The 21,626-nt window shown below is 74.2% G+C and carries 3 protein-coding genes (1 of these 3 only partly in view); 1 reads left to right on the top strand and 2 read right to left on the bottom strand.

The features are described from left to right. Nucleotides 1-2: 2 nt before the first annotated feature. Both AOK22_RS02340 and AOK22_RS02335 read right to left on the bottom strand, forming a co-directional pair. Nucleotides 3-668 (bottom strand): O-methyltransferase, encoded by a 666-nt coding sequence (locus AOK22_RS02340; protein ID WP_055696835.1) that lies wholly within the window; start codon nucleotides 666-668, stop codon nucleotides 3-5. Next, complete coding sequence (locus AOK22_RS02335) at nucleotides 668-1,531, bottom strand: 3-hydroxyacyl-CoA dehydrogenase family protein (RefSeq protein ID WP_055696834.1); 864 nt, start codon at nucleotides 1,529-1,531, stop codon at nucleotides 668-670. Before AOK22_RS02335 ends, AOK22_RS02340 begins: the two co-directional genes overlap by 1 nt. Before the next feature lie 1,010 nt (nucleotides 1,532-2,541). Here AOK22_RS02335 and AOK22_RS40650 point away from each other — a divergent pair. Then, nucleotides 2,542-21,626 carry the 5' portion of a non-ribosomal peptide synthetase gene (locus AOK22_RS40650; protein ID WP_055696833.1) on the top strand. It continues 4,513 nt past the right edge of the window, so the window shows 19,085 of its 23,598 coding nt (coding positions 1-19,085); it begins with the start codon at nucleotides 2,542-2,544; its stop codon lies off the right edge, out of view.

The raw sequence follows: 21,626 nt of genomic DNA, 5'->3' as shown, positions 1-21,626 counted from the left end.
TCTCAGGGCTTCTTGTGGACGAGGGTGAGGCCGTCGGCGACGGCGAGCATGGAGATGTCCACGCGGTCGTCGTCACGCAGCAGGGTGTTCAGTTCGCGAATGGCGAGGGTGTCCGGGTCCTGCGCGGCCGGATCGACGACCTTGCCGAAGAAGAGGGTGTTGTCGAGGGCGAGCAGTCCGCCGGGGCGCACCAGGGCGAGTGACTGCTCGTAGTAGCGGTGGTAGTTGGCCTTGTCGGCGTCGACGAAGGCCAGGTCGAAGCTGCCGGGGCCGCGTTGTTCGAGCAGCTCGTCGAGCGTCTTGGCAGCGTCCCCGAGCCGGAGGTCGATCCGGTCGGCGACGCCGGCGCGTTCCCAGTAGCGCCGGGCGATGCCGGTCCAGCGTTCGCTGATGTCACAGGTGACGACCTGGCCCCCGGGCGGCAGGGCGCGCGCCATGGTGAGGCTGCTGTAGCCGGTGAAGGTGCCGACCTCCAGGACGTTCGAGGCGCCGGTCACCCGCACCAGGAGCGCGAGGAGCTGCGCCTCCTCCGGCAGGACCAGCATGGCCCGCAGCATCGGCATGCCGGCGGTCTCGGCGCGCAGCTCGCTGAGCACGTCGTCGTCGCGCAGCGACATCGCGCGCACGTAGTCGAGGAGTCGCTCGTCGGCGGTGAGCTGACCGGCCATCAGGACACCACTCCCGTATAGGTGTAGAAGCCTTGGCCGGTCTTGCGGCCGTGCTCGCCGTCGCGCACCTTCTGGAGCAGCAGGTCGCAGGGGCGGCAGCCCTCGTCACCGGTGCGCTGGTGGAGCACCCACAGGGAGTCCACGAGGTTGTCGATGCCGATCAGGTCGGCGGTGCGCAGCGGTCCGGTGCGGTGGCCGAGGCACTCCTGCATCAGCGTGTCGACGTCCTCCGCGCAGGCCCGCCCCTCTTCGACGACGCGCGCCGCGTCGTTGATCATGCGGTGCAGTACGCGGCTGGTGACGAAGCCGGGGCCGTCGCCCACGAGGACGCCCCTGCGGTCGAGGGCCGTGAGCAGCCGCCGCACCGAGTCCACCGCGGTCTGCGCCGTGCGCGAGCCACGGATCACCTCGACCGTACCGATCAGGTAGGTGGGGTTCATGAAGTGGACGCCGAGGAGGTTCTCGGGGTGCGGGAGCTTCTCGGCGAGTTCGTCGACCGGGATGGACGAGGTGTTGGTGACGAGCGCGGTGCCCGTGCCGACCGCCGCGGCGACCTCGGTGAGTACCGCGGCCTTGAGCCCGGCCTCCTCGGTGATCGCCTCGATGACCACGTCCGCGCCCGCGCAGTCGGCGGCCGACGCGGTGGTGACCAGCTCCCCGCGCGGCTCCTCCATGCGTACGCCCATCAGCTGGGCCGTGCGCAGTTCGCGCGCGATCCGGGCGGGAGCGTCCGCCCGCTTCGCCGGATCGGTCTCGACCAGGACGACCGGGACGCCGCGTCCGAGAGCCAGCGTCGTGATGCTGACACCCATGACACCGGCACCCAGAACGGCCAGCCGAGGGCCGGGTACTTCCTCTGTCACCGCATACCTCCCCTACCTGGCGGTGGACATCAATGATTCGTTCGCTCGGGAAGACAGGGCGGCCGCAGGCAGTGACTTTTGCCTGGTGCGCCGAGATATGGACCTGATGGAACGCGGCGGAATAGGTCGTTCCAGGGGCATCAGGCCTAGGCCAATGCGATGTCCCGCGGCCCGCAATGCGATGCCATGATCCTCCCCGTCGTACACCCTTGAACCGACGCCGCATGACCGTAGCATGATTGTTCTAGGAGGTGGCCGGGTGTCTTTCACTTGGCTATCCGGAGAACGCCCTGAATGCCGAATGGCCTGCGCGTTTGCTGTTTTTGGCGACGGCTTGCACTTTTCTTCTTCTTCACAGGAATAACACGGGTGCAGGTGGGGAATGCCGTTCCGGATCCATCTCGCGCTCCGTGTGCGGGACGGGTGGGTGCTACCGACGGTAGGCGCCTCAACTGGCCTGTTCTGGGCCCTGTTTGGGGCCCCGGCGTGCCATGGCCGACCGGTGGTGGGCACCCGGTGCGCACCCTCGCGCAGGCGGACTCGGGGCCTTTGGGGCTGCGAGTTACGTGGTCAACGGGGGTGTGGATGCTTGTTGTTGAATGTAGTACGAATGGATGCGGTGAAGAAGATCGAGTGCTTGCCGCTGCCGGATAACAAGTGTTAGATTCCGGTTGACGGGTGAAGCTGACGGGGGGCGACTCTGAACGTGCTTACAGACAGTGACATAAGTCGAGTCGTCAGGCGTGGCATTCCCGTCCTTCCTGCTACGGGCCCGCCCGTTCCCACCGCCCCGCCGCGATGGTGACGCGAGGCTGAGCCCTATTCGCGTGCTCATGTGAGTTTCGATCCGCCCAGTCGTGCCATAAGTCGCGGGTCGTTACGTTGTGTTGTGCCGATTCCCTTCAGTTTGATTTGAGGAATTGTTCACCCTGCGCTGCGCCCGTTTGTGGTGCAGTGCTGCGGGTCTGCCGCAATTCGAGCCTCAAGGCATCCGGATGAGACGAAGGTCCATGGACGACAAGCGTGCTCTTCTCCTGAAACTGCTGGCCTCCGTGCAGCAGCAGGCCGCGCCCGCCGCACCGCCCGTACGCGAGGGCGAGGACATCGCGGTGATCGGCCTCGCGGGCCGCTTCCCCGCGGCGCGGACACCGGACGAGCTGTGGCGCAACGTCGTCGAGGGCCGCAACTGCGTGAGCGAGGTGCCCGGCGACCGCTGGGACGCGGACGAGCACTACCACCCCGACTCCAAGGACGGGCGCGGCTACAGCAAGTGGGCCGGCTGGCTCGACGACGTCGACAAGTTCGACCCGCTGCTCTTCCAGATATCGCCCTCCGACGCCGAGGAGATGGACCCCCAGGAGCGGCTCTTCCTGGAGTCCGCGTGGACGGCCGTCGAGGACGCCGGGTACCGGCCCCGCGGGCTCGGAGCGCACGGCGCGGTGGGTGTCTTCGCCGGCGTCATGAACAACGACTACGAATGGCTCGCGGGGCAGAGCAGCGCGCTCGGCGTGCCCACCCACGCCCGCTCCGCCCACTGGTCCATCGCCAACCGCGTCTCCTACGTCCTCGATCTGCGCGGACCCAGCCTCACCGTGGACAGCGCCTGCTCGGCCTCGCTCACCGCCATCCACCTGGCCTGCGAGAGCCTGCGGCGCGGCGAGTGCGCGACGGCCATCGCCGGCGGCGTCAACCTGATCCTGCACCCCGCGCACCTGGGCATGCTGGCGGACCGTCAGATGATCTCGCGCGGCGACCGGTGCCGCAGCTTCGGCGCGCACGCCGACGGCTTCGTGGACGGCGAGGGCGTGGGCACCGTCCTGCTCAAGCCGCTGCACGCGGCGGAGGCCGACGGCGACCGCGTGTACGCCGTCCTGAAGGGATCCGCGATCAACGCGGGCGGCAGGACCAGCGGTTACACCGTCCCGAACCCCTCCGCCCAGGCCGAGGTGATCGGCGCGGCACTGCGCCGCGCCGGCGTCGACCCGCGCACCGTCACGTACGTGGAGGCCCACGGCACGGGCACCCCGCTCGGCGACCCCATCGAGATCGCCGGACTCCGTGAGGCCTTCCGCACCGAACCCGACGCGGCCGGGCGGACGGCGGTTCTGCAGGGCGGCTGCGCCGTCGGCTCGCTCAAGTCCAACATCGGGCACCTGGAGTCCGCGGCCGGCATCGCGGGCCTCACCAAGGTGCTGATGCAGCTCAAGCACGGCGTGCTCCCGCCGTCCCTGCACTCGGCCGAGCTGAACCCCGACATCGACCTCACCGGCACCCCCTTCCACATCCAGCAGCACGCCGCACCCTGGGAGCGCCTGGTCGTACGCGACGAGGGCGGCACGGCACGGGAGCTGCCCCGTCGCGCGGGCATCAGCTCCTTCGGCGGGGGAGGGGCCAACGCCCACCTGATCGTCGAGGAGTACCGGGGGAGCAGGACACCCACGCCGGACCGCGGTGCACCCGAACTGGTCGTGCTCTCCGCGCTGAGCGAGGAGCGGCTGCGGGCCGGCGCGGGCGCACTCGCCGACTTCCTCGACACGGCACCGGCCGCCGAGGGCTCCCTGGAGGAGTGCCTGCGGGTGGCCGCCGACGTGCTGCGCGTACGGCCCGCCGACCTCGACCCCGACCTGGAGCTCGCCGAGTACGGCCTGGGCGCGGCCGAACTGGCCGGGCTGAGCGAGCGGCTCGGCCTGCAGCGGACCGTCTCCGGGATGACCTCGCTGCGCGACCTGGCCCGCGCCGACGCCGGGCCCGCACTCTCCTCGCCCGCCGAGGTCGCGCCCGCCCTCTCCCTCGCCGACGTGGCGCACACGCTGCGCGTCGGCAGGGAGCAGCTGGACGTGCGGCTCGCCTTCCCGGCGACCGGACTCGCCCAGGCGCGCGAGGTGCTGAGGCGCTTCGCGGCCGGAGCGGGCACCGCCGGCTCGTCCGACAGCGACCCGGCCGTCGAGGTGAACGACGCCTCCCGTACCCGGCGTTCGCTGGACCGGGACGCCGCGGACCACCTGGAGCGCGCGCTGGCCGAGGGCGACCTCGCGACCGCCGCCCGGCTGTGGACCCGGGGCACCGAGGCACGGTGGCCCGACACCGGGGCCCGCCGGATCGGCCTGCCCACCTACCCCTTCGCCCGCAAGCGGTACTGGATCCCGCGGCCCGACCGCACTCCGGTGAGCGGCCCCGCGAAGGACCTCATACCGGCGTCCGGCGCGGACCCACGCGACAGATCCGAGCCGGACTCCCTCCACTCCGTACGTGCTCCCGAACCGCACCGCTCAGGTGGTGACGCCCCCGAACTCGGCTTCTTCCAGCCGGTCTGGCGTCCCGAAGAGCTACCGACCGAGACGCTGACCGCGCCCGCCGCCCCCGGCGACGTGGCCGTGCTCACCGCGGGCGCCCCCGACGCCCTCGCCGAGGCCCTCCTCCGCCACCACCCCGGCGCCCGGCACCTCCGCCTGGACCGCGACGATCCGGCGGCCCTGCTCACCGAACCGGTGCGGCACCTCTTCCACCTCGGCGGGCTCCACCGCCCGGACGGCCTCGACAGCGCGCTGCGCGACGGCGTCCTCGCCCTGTTCCGCGCCCACGGCACCGGCCCGCGCCTGACCGTCGTGACCGACGGCGCGCACGGCGACAACCCCCACGCGGCCGGCATCCTCGGCTACGCGCAGGTCCTGGCCGCCGAATGCCCCGAACTCGACATCACCTGCGTCGACCTGGCCGACACCGAACCCGGCGGCGCGCTGCCCGCGGTGCTCGCCGAGCCCCCGCACCCGGCGGGACGCGCGGTCCTCCTGCGCGGCGGCCGGCGGCACGTCCGCGAGCTCGTCCGCACGCCCGTCCCGGCGCCCGTCCGCCCCCCGTACCGCACCGGCGGCACCTACCTGATGGTCGGCGGCAGCGGCGGCATCGGCCGTGCCCTGTCCGAGCGGCTCGCCGAGCGCCACCGGGCCAACGTCGTCTGGATCAGCCGCGGCGCACTCGGCCCGCGGCAGCGGGCCACCGCCGAGCGGATCCGGGAGGCGGGCGGACAGCTGCTGCACCTGCGCGCCGACGCGGCCGACCCGGCCGCGCTGCGCGAGGCCGTCGCCGAGGCCAGGCGCCGCTTCGGCGCGCTCCACGGCGTGTTCCACGCCGCCATGACGTTCAACGCCAGCACCATCGCCGAACTCACCGAGGCGGAGCTGCGCACCGCGCTCGCCGCGAAGGTCGACGGTTCGCTCGCGCTGACCGCCGCGCTGGCGGACGAACCGCTCGACTTCCTCGCCTTCTTCAGCTCCGTGGGCTCCTTCGTGAGCGCCGCGGGCAACGCCGCCTATGTGGCGGCCAGTTCCTTCCAGGACGCGTACGGCCGCCAGCTCGCCACCCGGCTCCCGCACCCCGTCAGGGTGATCAACTGGGGGTACTGGGGCCAGGTGGGCTCCGGTGCGCAGCCCGGACTCCAGGAGATCTTCCGCAGGTCCGGCGTCGCCGAGTTCACGGTGGACGAAGGGCTCGACGCGCTGGAGCGCGTGCTGGCCCACGGGCCGGTCCAGGTCATGCCGATCCGCGCCGACCGCCGCGCCCTCGAAGCGCTCGGGCACCGCGCCTGCGCCCTGTCCGCCCGCTTCGCCGCGCCCGCCCCCGCGGGACCCGGCGCCGACGACGTCCTCGTGGGCTACGACCGGCTCTCCGCGCTCTGCGACACCGCGCTGCTCGGCGTCTACCAGAGCATGGGCGCGCTCACCAGGTCCGGCGAGCGCGTCGGCGTCGGCGCCCTCGCCGACCGGCTCGGCATCGTGCCGAAGTACCACCGCCTCCACGCGGCCCTCGTGAACATCCTCGCCGAGGCCGGGCACCTGACGGTGCGGGGCGACACGGTCGAGGTGCTCTCCGCCGCGGGCGCCACCGGCCTCGACCACGCCGAGCGCGAGCTCGACCGCATCGCCGCCGACCACCCGGACATCACGGCCACCGTCGAGCTGACCCGGCTCTTCCTGCGGAGCTACCCGCAGGTGCTGCGCGGCGAGATCGGCGCCACCGAGGTCATGTTCCCGAACGCGTCCATGGACCTGGTCCAGGACTTCTACCGGGGCAACCCGCTCACCGACTCGCTCAACGAACTCGCCGCGGAGGCCGTCGCCGAGCACGCCCGGCGGCGGGTGCCCGCGCTCGGCGCGGGCGAGCGGCTGTGCGTCGTCGAGTTCGGCGCGGGCACCGGAGCGACCACGGACCGGGTGCTGCCCGTCCTGTCCGCGTGGGCCGACCGCGCCGAGTACGTCTTCACCGACATCTCGCCCCAGTTCCTGGAGAGCGCCGAACAGCGCTTCGCCGGGCGCTACCCGTTCACCCGGTTCCGTACGCTCAACCTCGAACGGGACCTCGCCGAGCAGGGATTCGCGCCCGGCGGAGTCGACATCGTCGTCGCCACCAACGTCGTGCACGCCACCGGCGACCTGCGCCGCACCCTGCGCACCGCACGCGAACTGCTCCGCCCCGGCGGACGGCTCGTGCTCAACGAACTCACGGCGATCCGCAGCAGCATCACGGTCACCGGCGGTGTCCTGGACGGCTGGTGGGCGTTCACCGACCCGGAGCTGCGCATCAAGGACGCCCCGCTCGCCACCGCCTCGACCTGGCAGCGGCTCCTGATCGAGGAGGGCTTCGCCGACGCGCTCGTCCTGGACCGCGGCCCGGCCCTCGGCCAGCATGTGATCATCGGCCAGAACGCGGGCACGGACGCCGCGGAGCCCGCCCGGTCCGCGTCGGCCGAGTCCGCGCGCGCCGCCGGGACCACCGGGACCGCCGGGGCCCCCGCGGCGGGGCAGGGCCCGCTGGACCGGCTCGGCGACATCGTCGCGGCCACCCTCAAGCTGGACGAGCCCGTCGACCCCGACCGGCTCCTGTCCGACTACGGCTTCGACTCGCTCAGCGGCATGAAGATCGCCACGGTCATCGAGGAGGACCTCGGCGTCCGGCTCCGCCTGAGCGACCTGCTGCAACACCCCACCCTGCGCGAACTCTCCGCCGCGTTGGCCGAGTCGGGCGTGACCGGGCCGGAGACGGAACGGCCGGGGACGGGCGACACCGCGCCCGGCGCCGTACGCGCATCCGTGGAGTTCCCGCTCTCGGCGGGCCAGCGGGCGCTGAGCGTGATCGAACAGACCGCGCCCGGCAACTACGCGTACAACCTGCCGCTGGCCTTCTGGCTGGAGCCGGACACGGACGAGACCGCCCTGCGCGCGGCACTCCGGTCCATGGTCGCCCGGCACCCCCAGCTCCGCGCCCGCGTCAGCGGCGACCGGCAGACCGTCGACCCGGACCAGGATCTCGCCTTCAGCCGAGTGCGGCTGGACACCAGCGACGTGACCGAGGTGCGCGAGGCCGCGAGGGAAAGCGTCCGTCAGCCCTTCGACCTGGCACGCGGACCGCTCCTGCGGGTCACGCTGTTCGCCCTGGCGGACGGCCGTGAGGTACTGCTCCTCACCTTCCACCACATCGTCTTCGACGGCCTGTCCATCGCCGTCTTCCTGCGCGAACTGTCCGCGTTCTACCGGCAGGCGCCGCCCACGGCCGAACCCCCGGCGACCTTCGCCGACTTCGTGGACTGGCAGACGGAGCTGCTGGGCTCGGAGCGCGGCGCCCGTCTGCGCGCGTACTGGCTGCGGCAGCTCGACGGCGAACTGCCCGCGCTCCAGCTGCCGTTGGACCGCCCGCGCCCCGCCGTGCCCAGCTACCGGGGCGCCTCGGTCGAGGGCCGACTCGACGGGCGGCGGATCGAGGCCGCCCGCCGGCTCGCCGCCGAGGAGGGCACGTCGCTCTTCGCGGTGCTGCTCGCCACGTACGCGACGCTCCTGCACCGCTACACCCAGCAGGACCGCATCCTCATCGGCACGCCGGTCGCCGGCCGCCCCGAGCCGAAGTACGCCGACGTCCTCGGCTACTTCATGAACATGGTCGTCCTCAAGCACGACATCGACGAGGACCAGGACTTCCGCACTCTGCTGCGTGGGGTGCGGGACACCGTGCTGGACGCCCTGGAGCACAGCGACTACCCGTTGCTGACGCTCGCTCAGGAACTGCGGGCGTCCCGGCTGTTCGACACGGCCTTCTATTTCCAGAACTGGGTCGAGGACGCCACCGACACCACCCCCGTGGCCGAGGTGTTCCCCGGTGTCCACCAAGAGGGCGAGTTCGACGTCACCCTGGAGGTCGTGGAGGAGGCCGAGGGCGCTCGGTACTGCCTCAAGTACAACCCGGACCTGTTCGACGAGGACACCGTCCGCAGGCTCGGCGAGCACTTCGGCGTCCTGCTGGACGCGGCCCTCGCCGAACCGGGCCTCGGCATCGGTCTGCTGTCCCTGCAGAGCGCCCGCGAGCGCAGCGCGGAAGACGAGCGGCACCGCCTCGCCCGGCGGGACTACGCCGCCGACCGCGTCCTGCCCGCGCTCCTCGCCGAGCAGGCCCGCCGCACCCCCGAGGCGATCGCTGTCCTTGACCGGGACACCACGCTGACGTACCGCGAACTCACCGCGCGGGTCGACGCGTTGGCCGCGCGCCTGCGCCGCCGGGGAGTCGCCCCGGGACGCACCGTCGGTGTCCTGGTCGACCGGTCCGCGGACATGCTCGTCGCCCTGCTCGGCGTCCTCGCGGCCGGCGGCGCCTATGTACCGCTCGACCCCGACTACCCGCTCGACCGGCTCCGCTACATGGCCGAGGACGCCCGGCTCCACCTGCTGCTGACGCGCGACGGCACGGGCGCCGACCTCGGCACGCCGTTGCTGGCCGTCGACGCGGACCACGACGGGGAGGAGCGGGGGCTCCCGTCGGGCTCCGGTGCCGCGCCGGCCCCGCACGACCCCGCGTACGTGATCTACACCTCCGGATCGACCGGCCGCCCCAAGGGCGTCCAGGTGCCGCACGAGGCGCTGGCCAACCTGCTCCTGTCGATGGCCGAGGAACCCGGATGCACGGCGGGTGACCACCTCCTGGCGCTCACCACCGTCTGCTTCGACATCGCCGCGCTCGAACTCTTCCTGCCGCTGGTCACCGGCGGCCGGGTGGAGATCGTGCCCACCGAGGTCGCCCGCGACGGCGTCCTGCTGCGCCGCCTGATCGAGTCCAGCCCGGCCACCGTCGTCCAGGCCACGCCCGCCACCTGGAAGATGCTGCTCGCGGCGGGATGGACGGGGACTGCGGGGCTGAAGGTGCTGTGCGGGGGAGAGGCCCTCGACCAGGACACCGCCGAGCGGCTGCTGGCCCGCGCCGGTCAGGTGTGGAACATGTTCGGGCCGACCGAGACGACGATCTGGTCGGCGGTGTGCCGCCTCGCGCCCGGCGAGCGCGTCACCATCGGCCGTCCCGTCGCCAACACCCGTCTGTATGTGCTCGACGCGCGCGGACGGAAGGTCCCGGCGGGCGTGCCCGGCGAGCTGTACATCGGCGGCGCGGGCCTGGCCACCGGCTATCTCGGCCGCCCCGAGCTGACCGCCGAGCGGTTCGTCACCATGGACGGCGAGCGCCGCTACCGCACCGGCGACCTGGTGCGCACCCTGCCCGACGGCCGTATCGAGTATCTGAGCAGGCTCGACTCCCAGGTGAAGGTCCGCGGTTTCCGCATCGAACCGGAGGAGATCGAGACGGTCCTGCGCGGGCAGGACGGCGTCCGCGAGGCCGTCGTCGTCGCGCGGCGGGTCGGTGGCGACAACGTCCTGCACGCCTTCCTCGACCTCGCCGAGGGCGCCGAGGTCCCGCGCCGCGAGGCGCTGGCCCGGTGGCTGCCCGCGCACATGGTCCCGGACGTGCTGGTCCCGCTGCCCGCACTGCCCCAGACCCTCAACGGCAAGGTCGACCGCACCAGACTGACGGAGGCTCCGCTGGCCGAGCTGCGCGGGACGGGCGGTGACGTGACGCCGGGCCGTGGGAGGGCACGGCGCACGGCGGGAGACGGTGCGCAACTGGCCGCGTTCGCAGCCGAGTTGCGTGCGATGATCGGCGACATCCTGGAGCTGGAGCCCCAGGACATCCCCGAGGACGCGCCGCTCGGGCGGCTCGGGATGAACTCGATCAGCTTCACCCTGCTGAGCACGAGGATCAGCGAGCGGTACGGGCGCGAGGTGCTGCCGACGCTGTTCTACCGCCACCCGACGGTGGCCGCGGTCGCCGCGCATCTGGCGGGCGAGGCACCTGCCGGTGAGTACGAGGGCGAGACGGTAGAGGCCGCGGAGGCGGTCGAGGAGGGTCCCGGCGCCGTCCTCGCTCCCACTCCGGGCCCCGCCTCCGCCTCCGCCCCCGCTTCCGGCGACATCGCCGTCATCGGCATGGCCGCCCGGCTGCCCGGCTCCGCGGATCTCACCGAGTTCTGGGACCACCTGGAGCAGGGCAGGGACCTGGTCACCGAGATCCCCGCCGACCGGTGGGACTGGCGGGAGCACGCGGACAACTCCCGGTCCCGTTGGGGCGGGTTCCTGTCCGGCGTGGACCGTTTCGACGCCGCCTTCTTCGCCGTCTCGCCCCGCGAGGCCGAGCTGATGGACCCCCAGCAGCGCCTCCTCCTCGAGGTCGTCTGGTCGGCGATCGAGGACGCCGGATACCGCGCGTCCGACCTCGCGGGCCGCCGCGTCGGCGTCTTCATCGGCACCACCAACTCCGACTACGCGGAGGTGCAGCGCGCCGCGGGCCGGAAGGCCGACGCGCACACGCTCACCGGTGCCGCGCTGTCGATCATCCCGAACCGCATCTCGTACCTCCTCGACCTGCGCGGCCCCAGCGTCGCCGTCGACACGGCCTGCTCCAGTTCGCTCACCGCCGTGCAGCAGGCGGTCACCGCGCTGCGCGACGGCACCTGCGACCTGGCCATCGCCGGCGGGGTCAGCCTCATCCTCGACCCCGGTCTCTACGAAGCCCTCAGCCGCAACGAAATGCTCAGCGAGGACGGCCGGTGCAAGGCGTTCGACGCCTCCGCCAACGGCTATGTGCGCGGCGAGGGCGTGGGCGTCGTCGTGCTGCGCGACCACGCGGCGGCGCGCAGGGACGGCGACCGGGTCGACGCGCTCGTCAAGGCCGCCGTGGTCGGCCACGGCGGCCGTACCACCTCCCTGACCTCGCCCAACCCCGGCGCACAGGCCGACCTGCTGGTCGAGGCGTACCGCGCGGCGGGCGTCGACCCGCGCACCGTCGGCTACATCGAGGCGCACGGCACCGGCACGGCGCTGGGCGACCCGATCGAGACCACCGGCCTGACCGAGGCGTTCGGGCGGCTGCGCGCGGACGCGGGCACCACCGGTACCGGCGCGGAGGTCTGCGGCATCGGCTCCGTGAAGACCAACATCGGGCACCTGGAGGCCGCGGCGGGCATCGCCGGACTGCTCAAGGTCGTCCTGGCGCTGCGCCACCGCACCCTGCCCGCCAGCCTCCACTTCCGCGACCGCAACCCCTACCTCGACCTCGACGGCGGCCCCTTCGAGGTCGTCGACTCCACACGGCCCTGGCCCGCGCCCCGCGCCGAGGACGGCACCGAGCTGCCCCGCAGGGCGGGTGTCAGCTCCTTCGGCTTCGGCGGCGCCAACGCGCACGTCGTCGTCGAGGAGGCGGTCGAGACCGCCGACGCGGCGCACGGTCCGGCCGCCGATACGGACGACGAGGAGCTGTACGTCCTGTCGGCCCGGTCCGAGCGGGCGCTGCGCGAGCAGGCCCGGCGCCTGGCCGCCCGCGTCCGCGCCGACGAGCCCGCGCCCGCCGACGTGGCGCACACCCTGCGCGTGGGCCGCGAGGCCATGGACGAGCGGCTCGCCTTCGTCGCCCGGGGCCGCGCCGGACTCCTGGCCCGGCTGGACGCCTGCGCGGAGGGGCGCCCGGAGACCGGCGTGCTGCGCGGGCGGGTCGGCTCCGCCCGGCGTCGCGCCGCCGCCTCGCGCGGCGCCGCCTGGCAGGACTTCGTGCGCGCGCTGTCGGCCGAGGGGGACCTGGAGTCCCTTGCGGGGCTCTGGATCGACGGCGCGGACGTGGACTGGTCCGGGCTGCCGGGCGGGCGCAGGATCGCGCTCCCGACGTACCCGTTCGAACCGACCCGCCACTGGGTCGACGTGCCGGACGCGCGCGAGGCCGACGGCCCGGTCGCCGACCCCGCGCGCAGCGGCGCCGTACGCGCCGACCTGCTCGACGAGAACGTCTCCACCTTCGGCGAGGCCGCCTTCGTCAAGCACCTCACGGGCGCGGAGTCCTACCTGGCCGACCACCGGGTCGGCGAGGAGCTCGTCCTGCCGGGCGTCGTCTACCTGGAGATGGCGCGCCTCGCCGGCGAGCGGGCGCACGGCACCGCCCGGGTGCTGCGGATCGACGAGGTCGTGTGGGCCGCGCCGGTCGCGCTCGCGCCGGGACAGCGGCAGGACCTGCGGGTCGTCGTGGCGCCCTCCGGCGCGTTCGAGATCGAGGGCGAGCGTCCGCACGCCCGCGGCCGTCTCGTCCTCGACGGGCAGGGCACCGACGCGGCAGACGGGCCTGTCCCGGACGCCGCGCCGACGCCTGCGCGGATCGACGAGACCTCGGTGCGGGCCCGCTGCCACGACAGCAGGACCCGGCAGGAGGCCTACGACTACTTCCGCCGCCTCGGCTTCCGGTACGGGCCGACCTTCCAGGTCATCGAGGACCTGGCCCTGGGGCAGGGCGAGGCCCTGGCGCGGCTGCGCCGCCCCGGCTCCGGCCCCTACCGCTTCGACCCCTCGCTCCTCGACGGGGCGCTGCAGACCGCCGGCTGGCTGGTGCCGGGCTCGACACCGCATCTGCCGTACTCGATCGGGTCCGTGCGGGTCCTCGACGAGCTGCCCGCCGAGTGCCTCGTGCACGTCGTCGTGGTGGAGAGCCGCGCCGACGCGCAGGTCTTCGACATCGAACTGGCCGCCGCCGACGGCACGGTGGTGGCCCGGATCGAGCGGTTCACGCTGCGGGCCGTGCCGGGGGCGGGGCGAGCCGTTCCGGGGGCCGGACGTGCCGTGCCGGGGGCCGAGCCCGCCGTGCACGCCTTCGAACCCGTCCGGCAGGACGCGATGGCCGCGCCGCGCGCGCACCGTGCCGACGGCGTCGAGCTGCTGTCCGTACGCGACACCGGTGATGGCCGCGCCCAGGAACTGTGCGACGAACTCGCGGTGATCGCGCCGGAGTTGTCGGTGCGGGTCGGTGGCGCGGAAGGTGCCTCGCACCTCGTCCACCTGGCCTCCGGCGACGATCTCGACGCGGCGCTGCGCGACGGCTTCCACACCGTCCTGGACGTGTGCCGGACCCGCATCGCCGCACACGGCGGACCGCTGCGCTACCTGTACGTCCACGACGACCGGCCCGGCGCCGCCGGTGCCGCGCACGCCGCACTCGACGGGTTCGCCCGCACGATCGCCCAGGAGAACCCCGGGATCCGGCTGAGCGTGGTCGCCCGCGCGGACGCCGGACCGGCCTCTGAGGCCTCCCCGCGCGACCTCGCCGAGCTGGTGCTCGCCGAACTCGCGGGCGCCGACGCCGAGGTGCGCAGCGACGGAGGACGCCGCACGGTCGGTGCCTGGCGGCCCCTGGACCTGCCCGACGCGGGAGCGGAACCGTCGCCGCTGGCCCGCGACGGCGCCCACATCGTCACCGGAGGCTCCGGCGCGCTCGGACGGCTCGTCGCCGAACGGATCGCCCGGCACCCCGGCGCGGGCATCGTCCTGGTCAGCCGCACCCGGCCCGAGGGCCGGCTCCCGGACGGCTGGCTGCACGTGCAGGCCGACACCGGCGTGCGGGCCGACGTCGAGCGGGCGGTGGCCGAGGCCCGGCGCCGGTTCGGCCGCATCGCCGGCGTCGTCCACGCGGCCGGCGCGCTGCGCGACGCGCTCGCGCTGCACAAGAGCGGCGCGGACGCCGACGCGGTGCTCGCGCCCAAGGTGCGCGGCCTGGTCCACCTGGACGAGGCGACGCGCGCCGACGACCTCGACTATTTCGTGGCGTTCGGCTCGACCGCCGCCGTCTTCGGCAACGTCGGGCAGACCGACTACGCGTACGCCAACAGCTTCCTCGGCCACTACCTGGCGCGGCGCCCCGGCGGCGGCCTCACCGTCGACTGGTCGCTGTGGCGCGACGGCGGCATGACCCTGACCGCCGAGGTGCGGCAGGCCATGGCGCGCGAGTTCGGCATGGAGCCGCTGCCGACCGAGGCTGCGCTGGACGCGCTGGAGGCCGCGCTGCGGACCGGGCGCTCCCGCGTCCTGCTCACGGCGGGCGACCGCGCGCGGATCGAGGCGGCACTGCACCGACGCACCGCCGAGGCCCCGGAGCGGCCGACGACCGGGGCAGCCGCTCCGGCCCGGCCGGAGGCGGACGGCGGTGCACTGCGGGCGCCGACCGTCGCGTTCCTGCGCGAACTGCTCGCCGACGAGCTGAAGATGTCCCTGGAGGACGTCGCGGAGGACGAGGCGTTCGACCACTACGGCGTCGACTCGCTGCTGGTGCTCAGCCTCACGCGGGCACTGGAGGAGCGGTTCGGGCCGCTGTCGAAGACGCTGTTCTTCGAGTACCTGACGGTCGGTGAACTCGCCGACTTCCTCGTCGACCAGTACGCGGACGCGCTGCGGGACCTGCTGCTCCCCGCCGAGCCCGCCACGGCGGTGCCCGCGGCGCTCACCGCTCCCGCCCCGGCCGTGCACGCCGTCGTGCCCGCCCAGGTCTCACACCCCGCCGCACCCGCGCGGGAGTCCGGCCGGGAACCCGCCCGGGACGACGACATCGTCATCGTCGGCGTCGCGGGCCGCTACCCGCAGGCCGACGACCTGGGGGCGTTCTGGCGGAATCTCCGCGACGGCAAGGACTGCGTCGAGGAGGTCCCCGAGGACCGCTGGGACCACGACCGGTTCTACGACGCCGACCGCGACGTACCCGGCAAGACGTACGCCAAGTGGGGCGGCTGGCTCTCCGACGTGGCCTGCTTCGACCCCATGTTCTTCCGCATGTCCCAGGTCGAGGCCGAGCACATCGACCCGCAGGAGCGGATCTTCCTGCAGACGGTGTGGCACCTCCTGGAGGACGCCGGCACGTCCCGCGCGGCCCTCTCCCGGGTGCGCACCGGGGTGTTCGTCGGCCTGATGTACGGCCACTACCAGCTGTACGGGGTCGACGAGGCCCTGCGCGGTGTCGGCGCGGCCACCTCGTCGTCGTACGCCTCGGTCGCCAACCGGGTCTCGTACTTCTTCGACTTCGACGGCCCGAGCATCGCCCTGGACACCATGTGCTCGTCCTCGCTGACCGCCCTCCACCTCGCCTGCCGGGCGATCAGGGACGGCGACTGCGAGGTGGCCGTGGCCGGTGGCGTCAACGTGTCGAGCCACCCGCTGAAGTACCTCCAGCTCGCCAAGGGCGGCTTCCTGTCCACCGACGGCAGGTGCCGCAGCTTCGGCGAGGGCGGCGACGGATACGTGCCCGCCGAGGGCGCGGGCGCGGTGCTGCTCAAGCGGCGCTCGGCCGCCGAGGCGGCAGGCGACCGCATCCTGGCCGTGGTCAGGTCGACCGCCGTCAACCACGGCGGTGCGGGCAAGGGCTTCAGCGTCCCCAACCCCAAGTCCCAGGGCGTGATGATCGGCGAGGCGCTCGACCGCGCCGGCATGACCCCCGCGGAGCTCGACTACCTGGAGGCGCACGGCACCGGCACCTCGCTCGGCGACCCCGTGGAGATCACCGGCCTCGTCCGCGCCTTCCAGGGCCACGACCTGGACGGGGTGACCATCCCCATCGGCTCCGTGAAGTCGAACATCGGGCACGCCGAGTCGGCCGCGGGCATGGCCGCGCTCACCAAGGTCCTGCTGCAGCTGCGCCACCGCGAACTGGTGCCCTCGCTGCACGCCGAACGCCTGAACCCCCACCTCGACCTGGACGCCACCCCCTTCCGGCTGCAGCGCGACCTCGCCCCGTGGCCGGCACGCGTCGACGCCGCGGGCCGCCCCCTGCCCCGTACCGCCGGAATCAGCGCGTTCGGAGCGGGCGGCAGCAACGCCCACGTGATCCTGGAGGAGTTCGTGTCACCCACGCAGCCCCCCGCGCACTCCCTGACCCAGGACGCGCCGTACGTGTGCGTGCTCTCCGCACGCGACGCGGAGCGGCTCACCGAACACACCCGGCGGATGGCGGAGTTCCTGCGCGGCGAGGGCCGCGACACACGGCCCGCCGCCCTCGCCGCGACACTGCGGACCCGGGAGCCGATGGCGCACCGCCTCGCCGTGCTCTTCGACGGCGTGGACGACCTCGTGGCGGCCCTCGACCTGCACCTGTCGGGCGGGCAGGCGCCGCACGTCCTGACCGGCACCGCCGCGCGCTCCGCCGCTCCCGCGGCCGACGGGACTCCGCGCGAGCTGGCGGCGGCCTGGGTGCGCGGCGCGCACGTGGACTGGCCGGCCGGCGGTCCGCTGGTCTCGCTGCCCGGTTACCCGTTCGCCCAGGAGCGGTGCTGGCTGCCCGCGGCGGACGCGGTGCGCGCAGGGGCTGTCCGTGACGCGGTCCGTGGACGTCCCGTCGGTGAGGTGGCGGCCCCCGCGCGGAGCGGTCACCCGCACGGCACCGTCCTGCTCTCCACCGAGACCCCGGTCATCGCAGGGCACCGCGTCCAGGGCCGGTCGCTGCTGCCCGCCGTGGCCCACGTCGACCTCATCGCCCGGGTGTTCCACGACCACGGCCACCCCGTCGAGCGGCTCACCGTCCGCAACCTCACCGCGCTGCGCCCCCTCGACGTGACCGACGGACCGGTCGCCGCCGAGATCCGCTGCACTCCGGCGGGCGACGGCCACTGGCAGGTCACCGTCACCGACGGCGAGCCCTACGCGACGGCCGAGGTCGCCGTGGGGGAGACGCCCGACTTCCGCGAGCGCCTCGACGGCCGCCCGGACGCCACGCCCCGGCCGCTGTCCGAGACGTACGACAGGGACGCCGCCGGCGGCCAGCGGTACAGCGGAGCCGCGCGCGCGGACGGGCAGGTCCGCACCGACCGGAACCGGCTCACCGTTGAACTCGCCGCGCCCCAGGGCGACTTCCTCGTCCACCCGGCCCTGCTGCTCGGCGGGGCGGTCGCGGCGGGCTCGCTGCTCGACACCGGCGGCCAGGCGTTCCTGCCGCTGCACCTGGGCTCGTTCCGTACGACGGGTCCGCTGACCGGGGCCTGCACGGCCCGCGTGCGCCGCACGTCGGTGCACCGGCGCGGTGAAGTCGTGCGGTTCTCCGTGGACTTCTTCGACGCGGCCGGCCGGCAGGTGGCCGAGCTGTCGGAGCTGTCCAGCAAGGCGCTGGCGGGCCCTTCGACGGTCTCCGCCCCGGCGGTCTCCACGACGACGGTCTCCGCCCCGGCGGTCTCCACGACGACGGTCTCCGCCCCGGCGGTCTCCGCCCCGACGGGCGAGGCGCGCGGTGCTGGCGCCGCCGCGGCCGGGCGTGCGGCCGACCTCCTGCGCCGCCTCCTCGGCGAACGCCTGGGCCGCGACCCGCGGTCCATCCCGCCGACCGCCGGCTACTACGAGCTCGGCCTTGAGTCGGTGCAGGTCCTCGGCCTGGTCGAGACGCTCCAGAACGTCGTCGGCACGGAACTCGCGCCCACGCTGCTCTTCGAGTACACGACGATCGCCGACCTGGCGGCGCATCTCGCCGAGCAGTTCCCGGACGCGTTCGGAGCGCGTGACGTGCTCGACGCGGCCGACGGCGGTGAGCGTGGCGTACCGCAGAGCGTCGCACCGACCAGCGTCGTGCCTCAGCGCGTTCCGCCGACGGGCGACGCCCTCGCGCGGCTCAGGGCCGACAGCGTCATCCCGCCCGCGCCCGCCCCGGCCGCCCTGTCCGCCGACGAACTCGACCGGCTCATCGCCGGGCGGGTCCTGGCGCGGCTCCACGCGTGCGGCGCCTTCGCCGAGGGATCCGTCGCATCCGTGGACGGCCTGGCGCGTCGGCTGTCCGTCGTGTCCAAGTACCGCCGCTGGCTCGACGAGGCCGCCCGGCTGCTCACCGCCACCGGTCTGACGCGCCTCGACGGCGACACCCTGGAACTCACCGGCGCGCGGCCCCCGGCGGACGACACCGCCTGGCCCGAGCTGCGGGCGCGGTTCGCCGCCGACCCCTACTGGAACGCGCAGCTCTCCCTCGTCGAGGAGTGCGTCGACCGGCTGCCCGAGATCCTCTCCGGCGCCGTGCCCGCGACCGACGTGCTGTTCCCCGGCGGCTCCATGGCCAAGCTCACCGCCGTCTACCAGGGCAACGCCGTCGCGGACCGGCTCAACGACGTGGTCGCCGAGGTGACCGCGACCGCCGTGCGCACCCGCCTCGCCGCCGACGCGTCCGCCACCGTCCGCATCGCGGAGGTCGGCGCGGGGACCGGCGGCACCACCGCCGTCGTCCTGCCCCGCGTCGACGCGTACGCAGACCGCGTCGAGTACTGGTACACCGACCTGTCCCCGGCCTTCCTCGACCAGGCCGAACGCCGCTTCGGACCCGGCCGCGACCACCTGCGCTACGGGCGCTGGGACGTGACGAAGCCCGGCGCGGGCGAGCGCCTGACCGGCGGCGACTGCGACGTCGTCGTCGCGACCAACGTCCTGCACGCCACCCAGGACATCCGCCTCGTCCTGCGCAACCTGGCGGCGGCCCTGCGCCCCGGCGGCGTCCTCGTCGTCAACGAGGTCACCCGCAAGTCCGCGGTGCTCACCCTGACCTTCGGCCTGCTCGACGGCTGGTGGCTCTACGACGACGAGGACGTCCGCATCCCCGGCGCGCCCCTCCTGTCCGGGCCCCGCTGGCAGGAGGTCCTCCAGGAGTGCGGATACGACGAGGTGTGGCGGCCGGTCGCCGAACCGGACGCCTTCGGCGAGGTGTTCGTGGCGGCGCGCCGCCCCGCGGACGTCCCCGCGCCCGAGGGAACCCGCCTGCTGACCCGCCAGTGGCAGCCCGCCCCGGCCACCGAGGGCCGTCGCCCCGGCGCCGTGGCCGTCCTCGGGAGCGGGCCCGACGCCCGACGCCTCGCCGCCGCCCTGCCAGACGCCGAGCCCGTCGCCTCCGTCGAGCAGCTCCACGACCGGTTCGACGCGCTCGTCGACCTGGGCGGTGTCCCGCTCGCCGACTGGCTTCCCGTGGTGCAGCGCATGGCCGGCCGCGAGGCGCTGCTCCTCGGCGTCGGCACGGGCGACGCGCGCGCCGGGCTCTACCGCATGCTGCAGAGCGAGTACGGACGCGTACGCTCCCGCTACCTGGAGGCGGACCCGGTCGACCCGGGCCTGCCCGCACGCGTGGCCCGCGAACTGGCCGACGGCGGCGACGACGTCGAGGTCACCTACCGCGACGGCGTACGGCACCGGGCCGCGCTCGCCGAGCTGCCCGCCGCGACCGGCGCCCCCGTCCGCTTCCCGGCCGACGAACCCCTGCTCATCACGGGCGGCACCCGCGGCATCGGCCTCGCGCTCGCCCGGCACGCCGTCGACCAGTGGGGTGCGCGCACCCTCGTCCTCACCGGACGCGACCAGCTGCCGCCGCGCCACGAGTGGGACCGCCACGGCATCGACACCGCGCTGGGCCGCAAGCTCGACGGACTGCGCGCCCTGGAGCGCGACGGCGTCCGGCTGAGGGTCCTCTCGCTGCCCCTGGGTGAGGACCCTGACGCCGTCCGCGGCGCGCTCGCCGGGGTCCGCGACGCGTTCGGCCCGATCGGCGGCCTGCTGCACGCGGCCGGTCTCGTCGACCGGGACAACCTCGCCTTCGTGAGCAAGCCGGCCGACGCGGTCCGTGCGGTGCTCGCCCCGAAGACGACCGGTCTCGACGCCCTGGTGGAGTGCCTCGCGGGCGACCCGCTGCGGTTCGGCGTGCTGTTCTCGTCGGTCGCCTCGCAGGTACCCGCCGCCGCCGTCGGGCAGAGCGACTACGCGATGGCCAACGCCCACCTCGACGCCGTCGCCCGCCGTGCCCCCTACGGGCTGCCCCTGGTGAGCGTGGCCTGGCCGAGCTGGCGCGGCGTCGGCATGGGCAGCGAACGGCCCGGCCCCGGCTACGAGGCCACCGGCCTCGGTGACCTCTCCGAAGCGGAGGGGCTGCGGCTGCTCGACCACGTGCTGTCCACCGGGGCGGGGCCCGTGGTCCTCCCCGCGATCGTCGGCGCGGACTGGACGCCGGACGCGCTGGGGGTGCGGCGGCCGGCGGCCCCGACGGTGACCCGGGCCCGCCCCGTGGCCCCGGCACGGCCCGTCCCCACCGGCACGGACGGCGGCTCGGCGGGTGCCGGGAGCGCGGCGGCGGAGGCCGAGGAGTGGCTTCTCGGCCTGCTGGCCGAGCAGTTGGGCTTCGACCGGGCCCGCCTCGCGGCCGACGTGCCCATCGCCGACTACGGCACCGACTCGATCATGATGGTGCAGATCCTGCGGAAGGTCGGCGGCGAGCTGGGGACCGAGCTCGACCCGTCGGTCCTGGTGGACCACCCGACCGTGGAGTCGTTCGTCGGATGGCTGACGGAGGAGCACCACGAGGCGCTGGTGGGGAGGTTCGGCGCGGAGCCGCCGGCGACCGTCGCCGACGAGCCGGCCGCCACTGGCGCCCGGGCTGCCGACACGACGGGCCCCGGACACCCGGCCGTGCACACGGCTCCGCACGCTCCGGCCGCGGCTCCCGCCGGGCACCGACAGCCGCCCGCCGACGCCCCGTTCGACATCGCCGTCGTCGGCATGGCCGGCCGTTTCCCCGGCGCCCCGGACCTCGACGGCTACTGGAAGCTGCTCAGCGAGGGACGCTCGGCCATCGCGCCCGTGCCCGCCCGCCGCTGGGGCAGCGAGACCGGCTACACCGCAGGCCTGGTCGACCTCGACGGGTTCGACCCCGGCCACTTCCACCTCTCCGACGCCGATGCCGCCGCGATGGACCCCCAGGCGCTGCTGCTCCTGGAGGAGACGCTCTTCGCCCTCTGCGACGCGGGCTACACACCCGACGAGGTGAAGGGGCGCGAGATCGGCGTCTACGTCGGCGGCCGCACCCGGCACGCCCCCGACGACGCCACCCTCGGCCGCAGCCGCAACCCGGTCGTCGCCGTCGGACAGAACTACCTGGCCGCCAACCTGTCCCACTACTTCGACCTGCGCGGCCCCGCCACGGTCGTCGA

It is taken from the genome of Streptomyces silaceus (genome assembly GCF_001419745.1).
Classification (GTDB): Bacteria; Actinomycetota; Actinomycetes; order Streptomycetales; family Streptomycetaceae; genus Streptomyces; species Streptomyces silaceus.
Note: the sequence above shows the minus strand (reverse complement) of the source record. Positions and strands in the feature narration are given on the sequence as shown.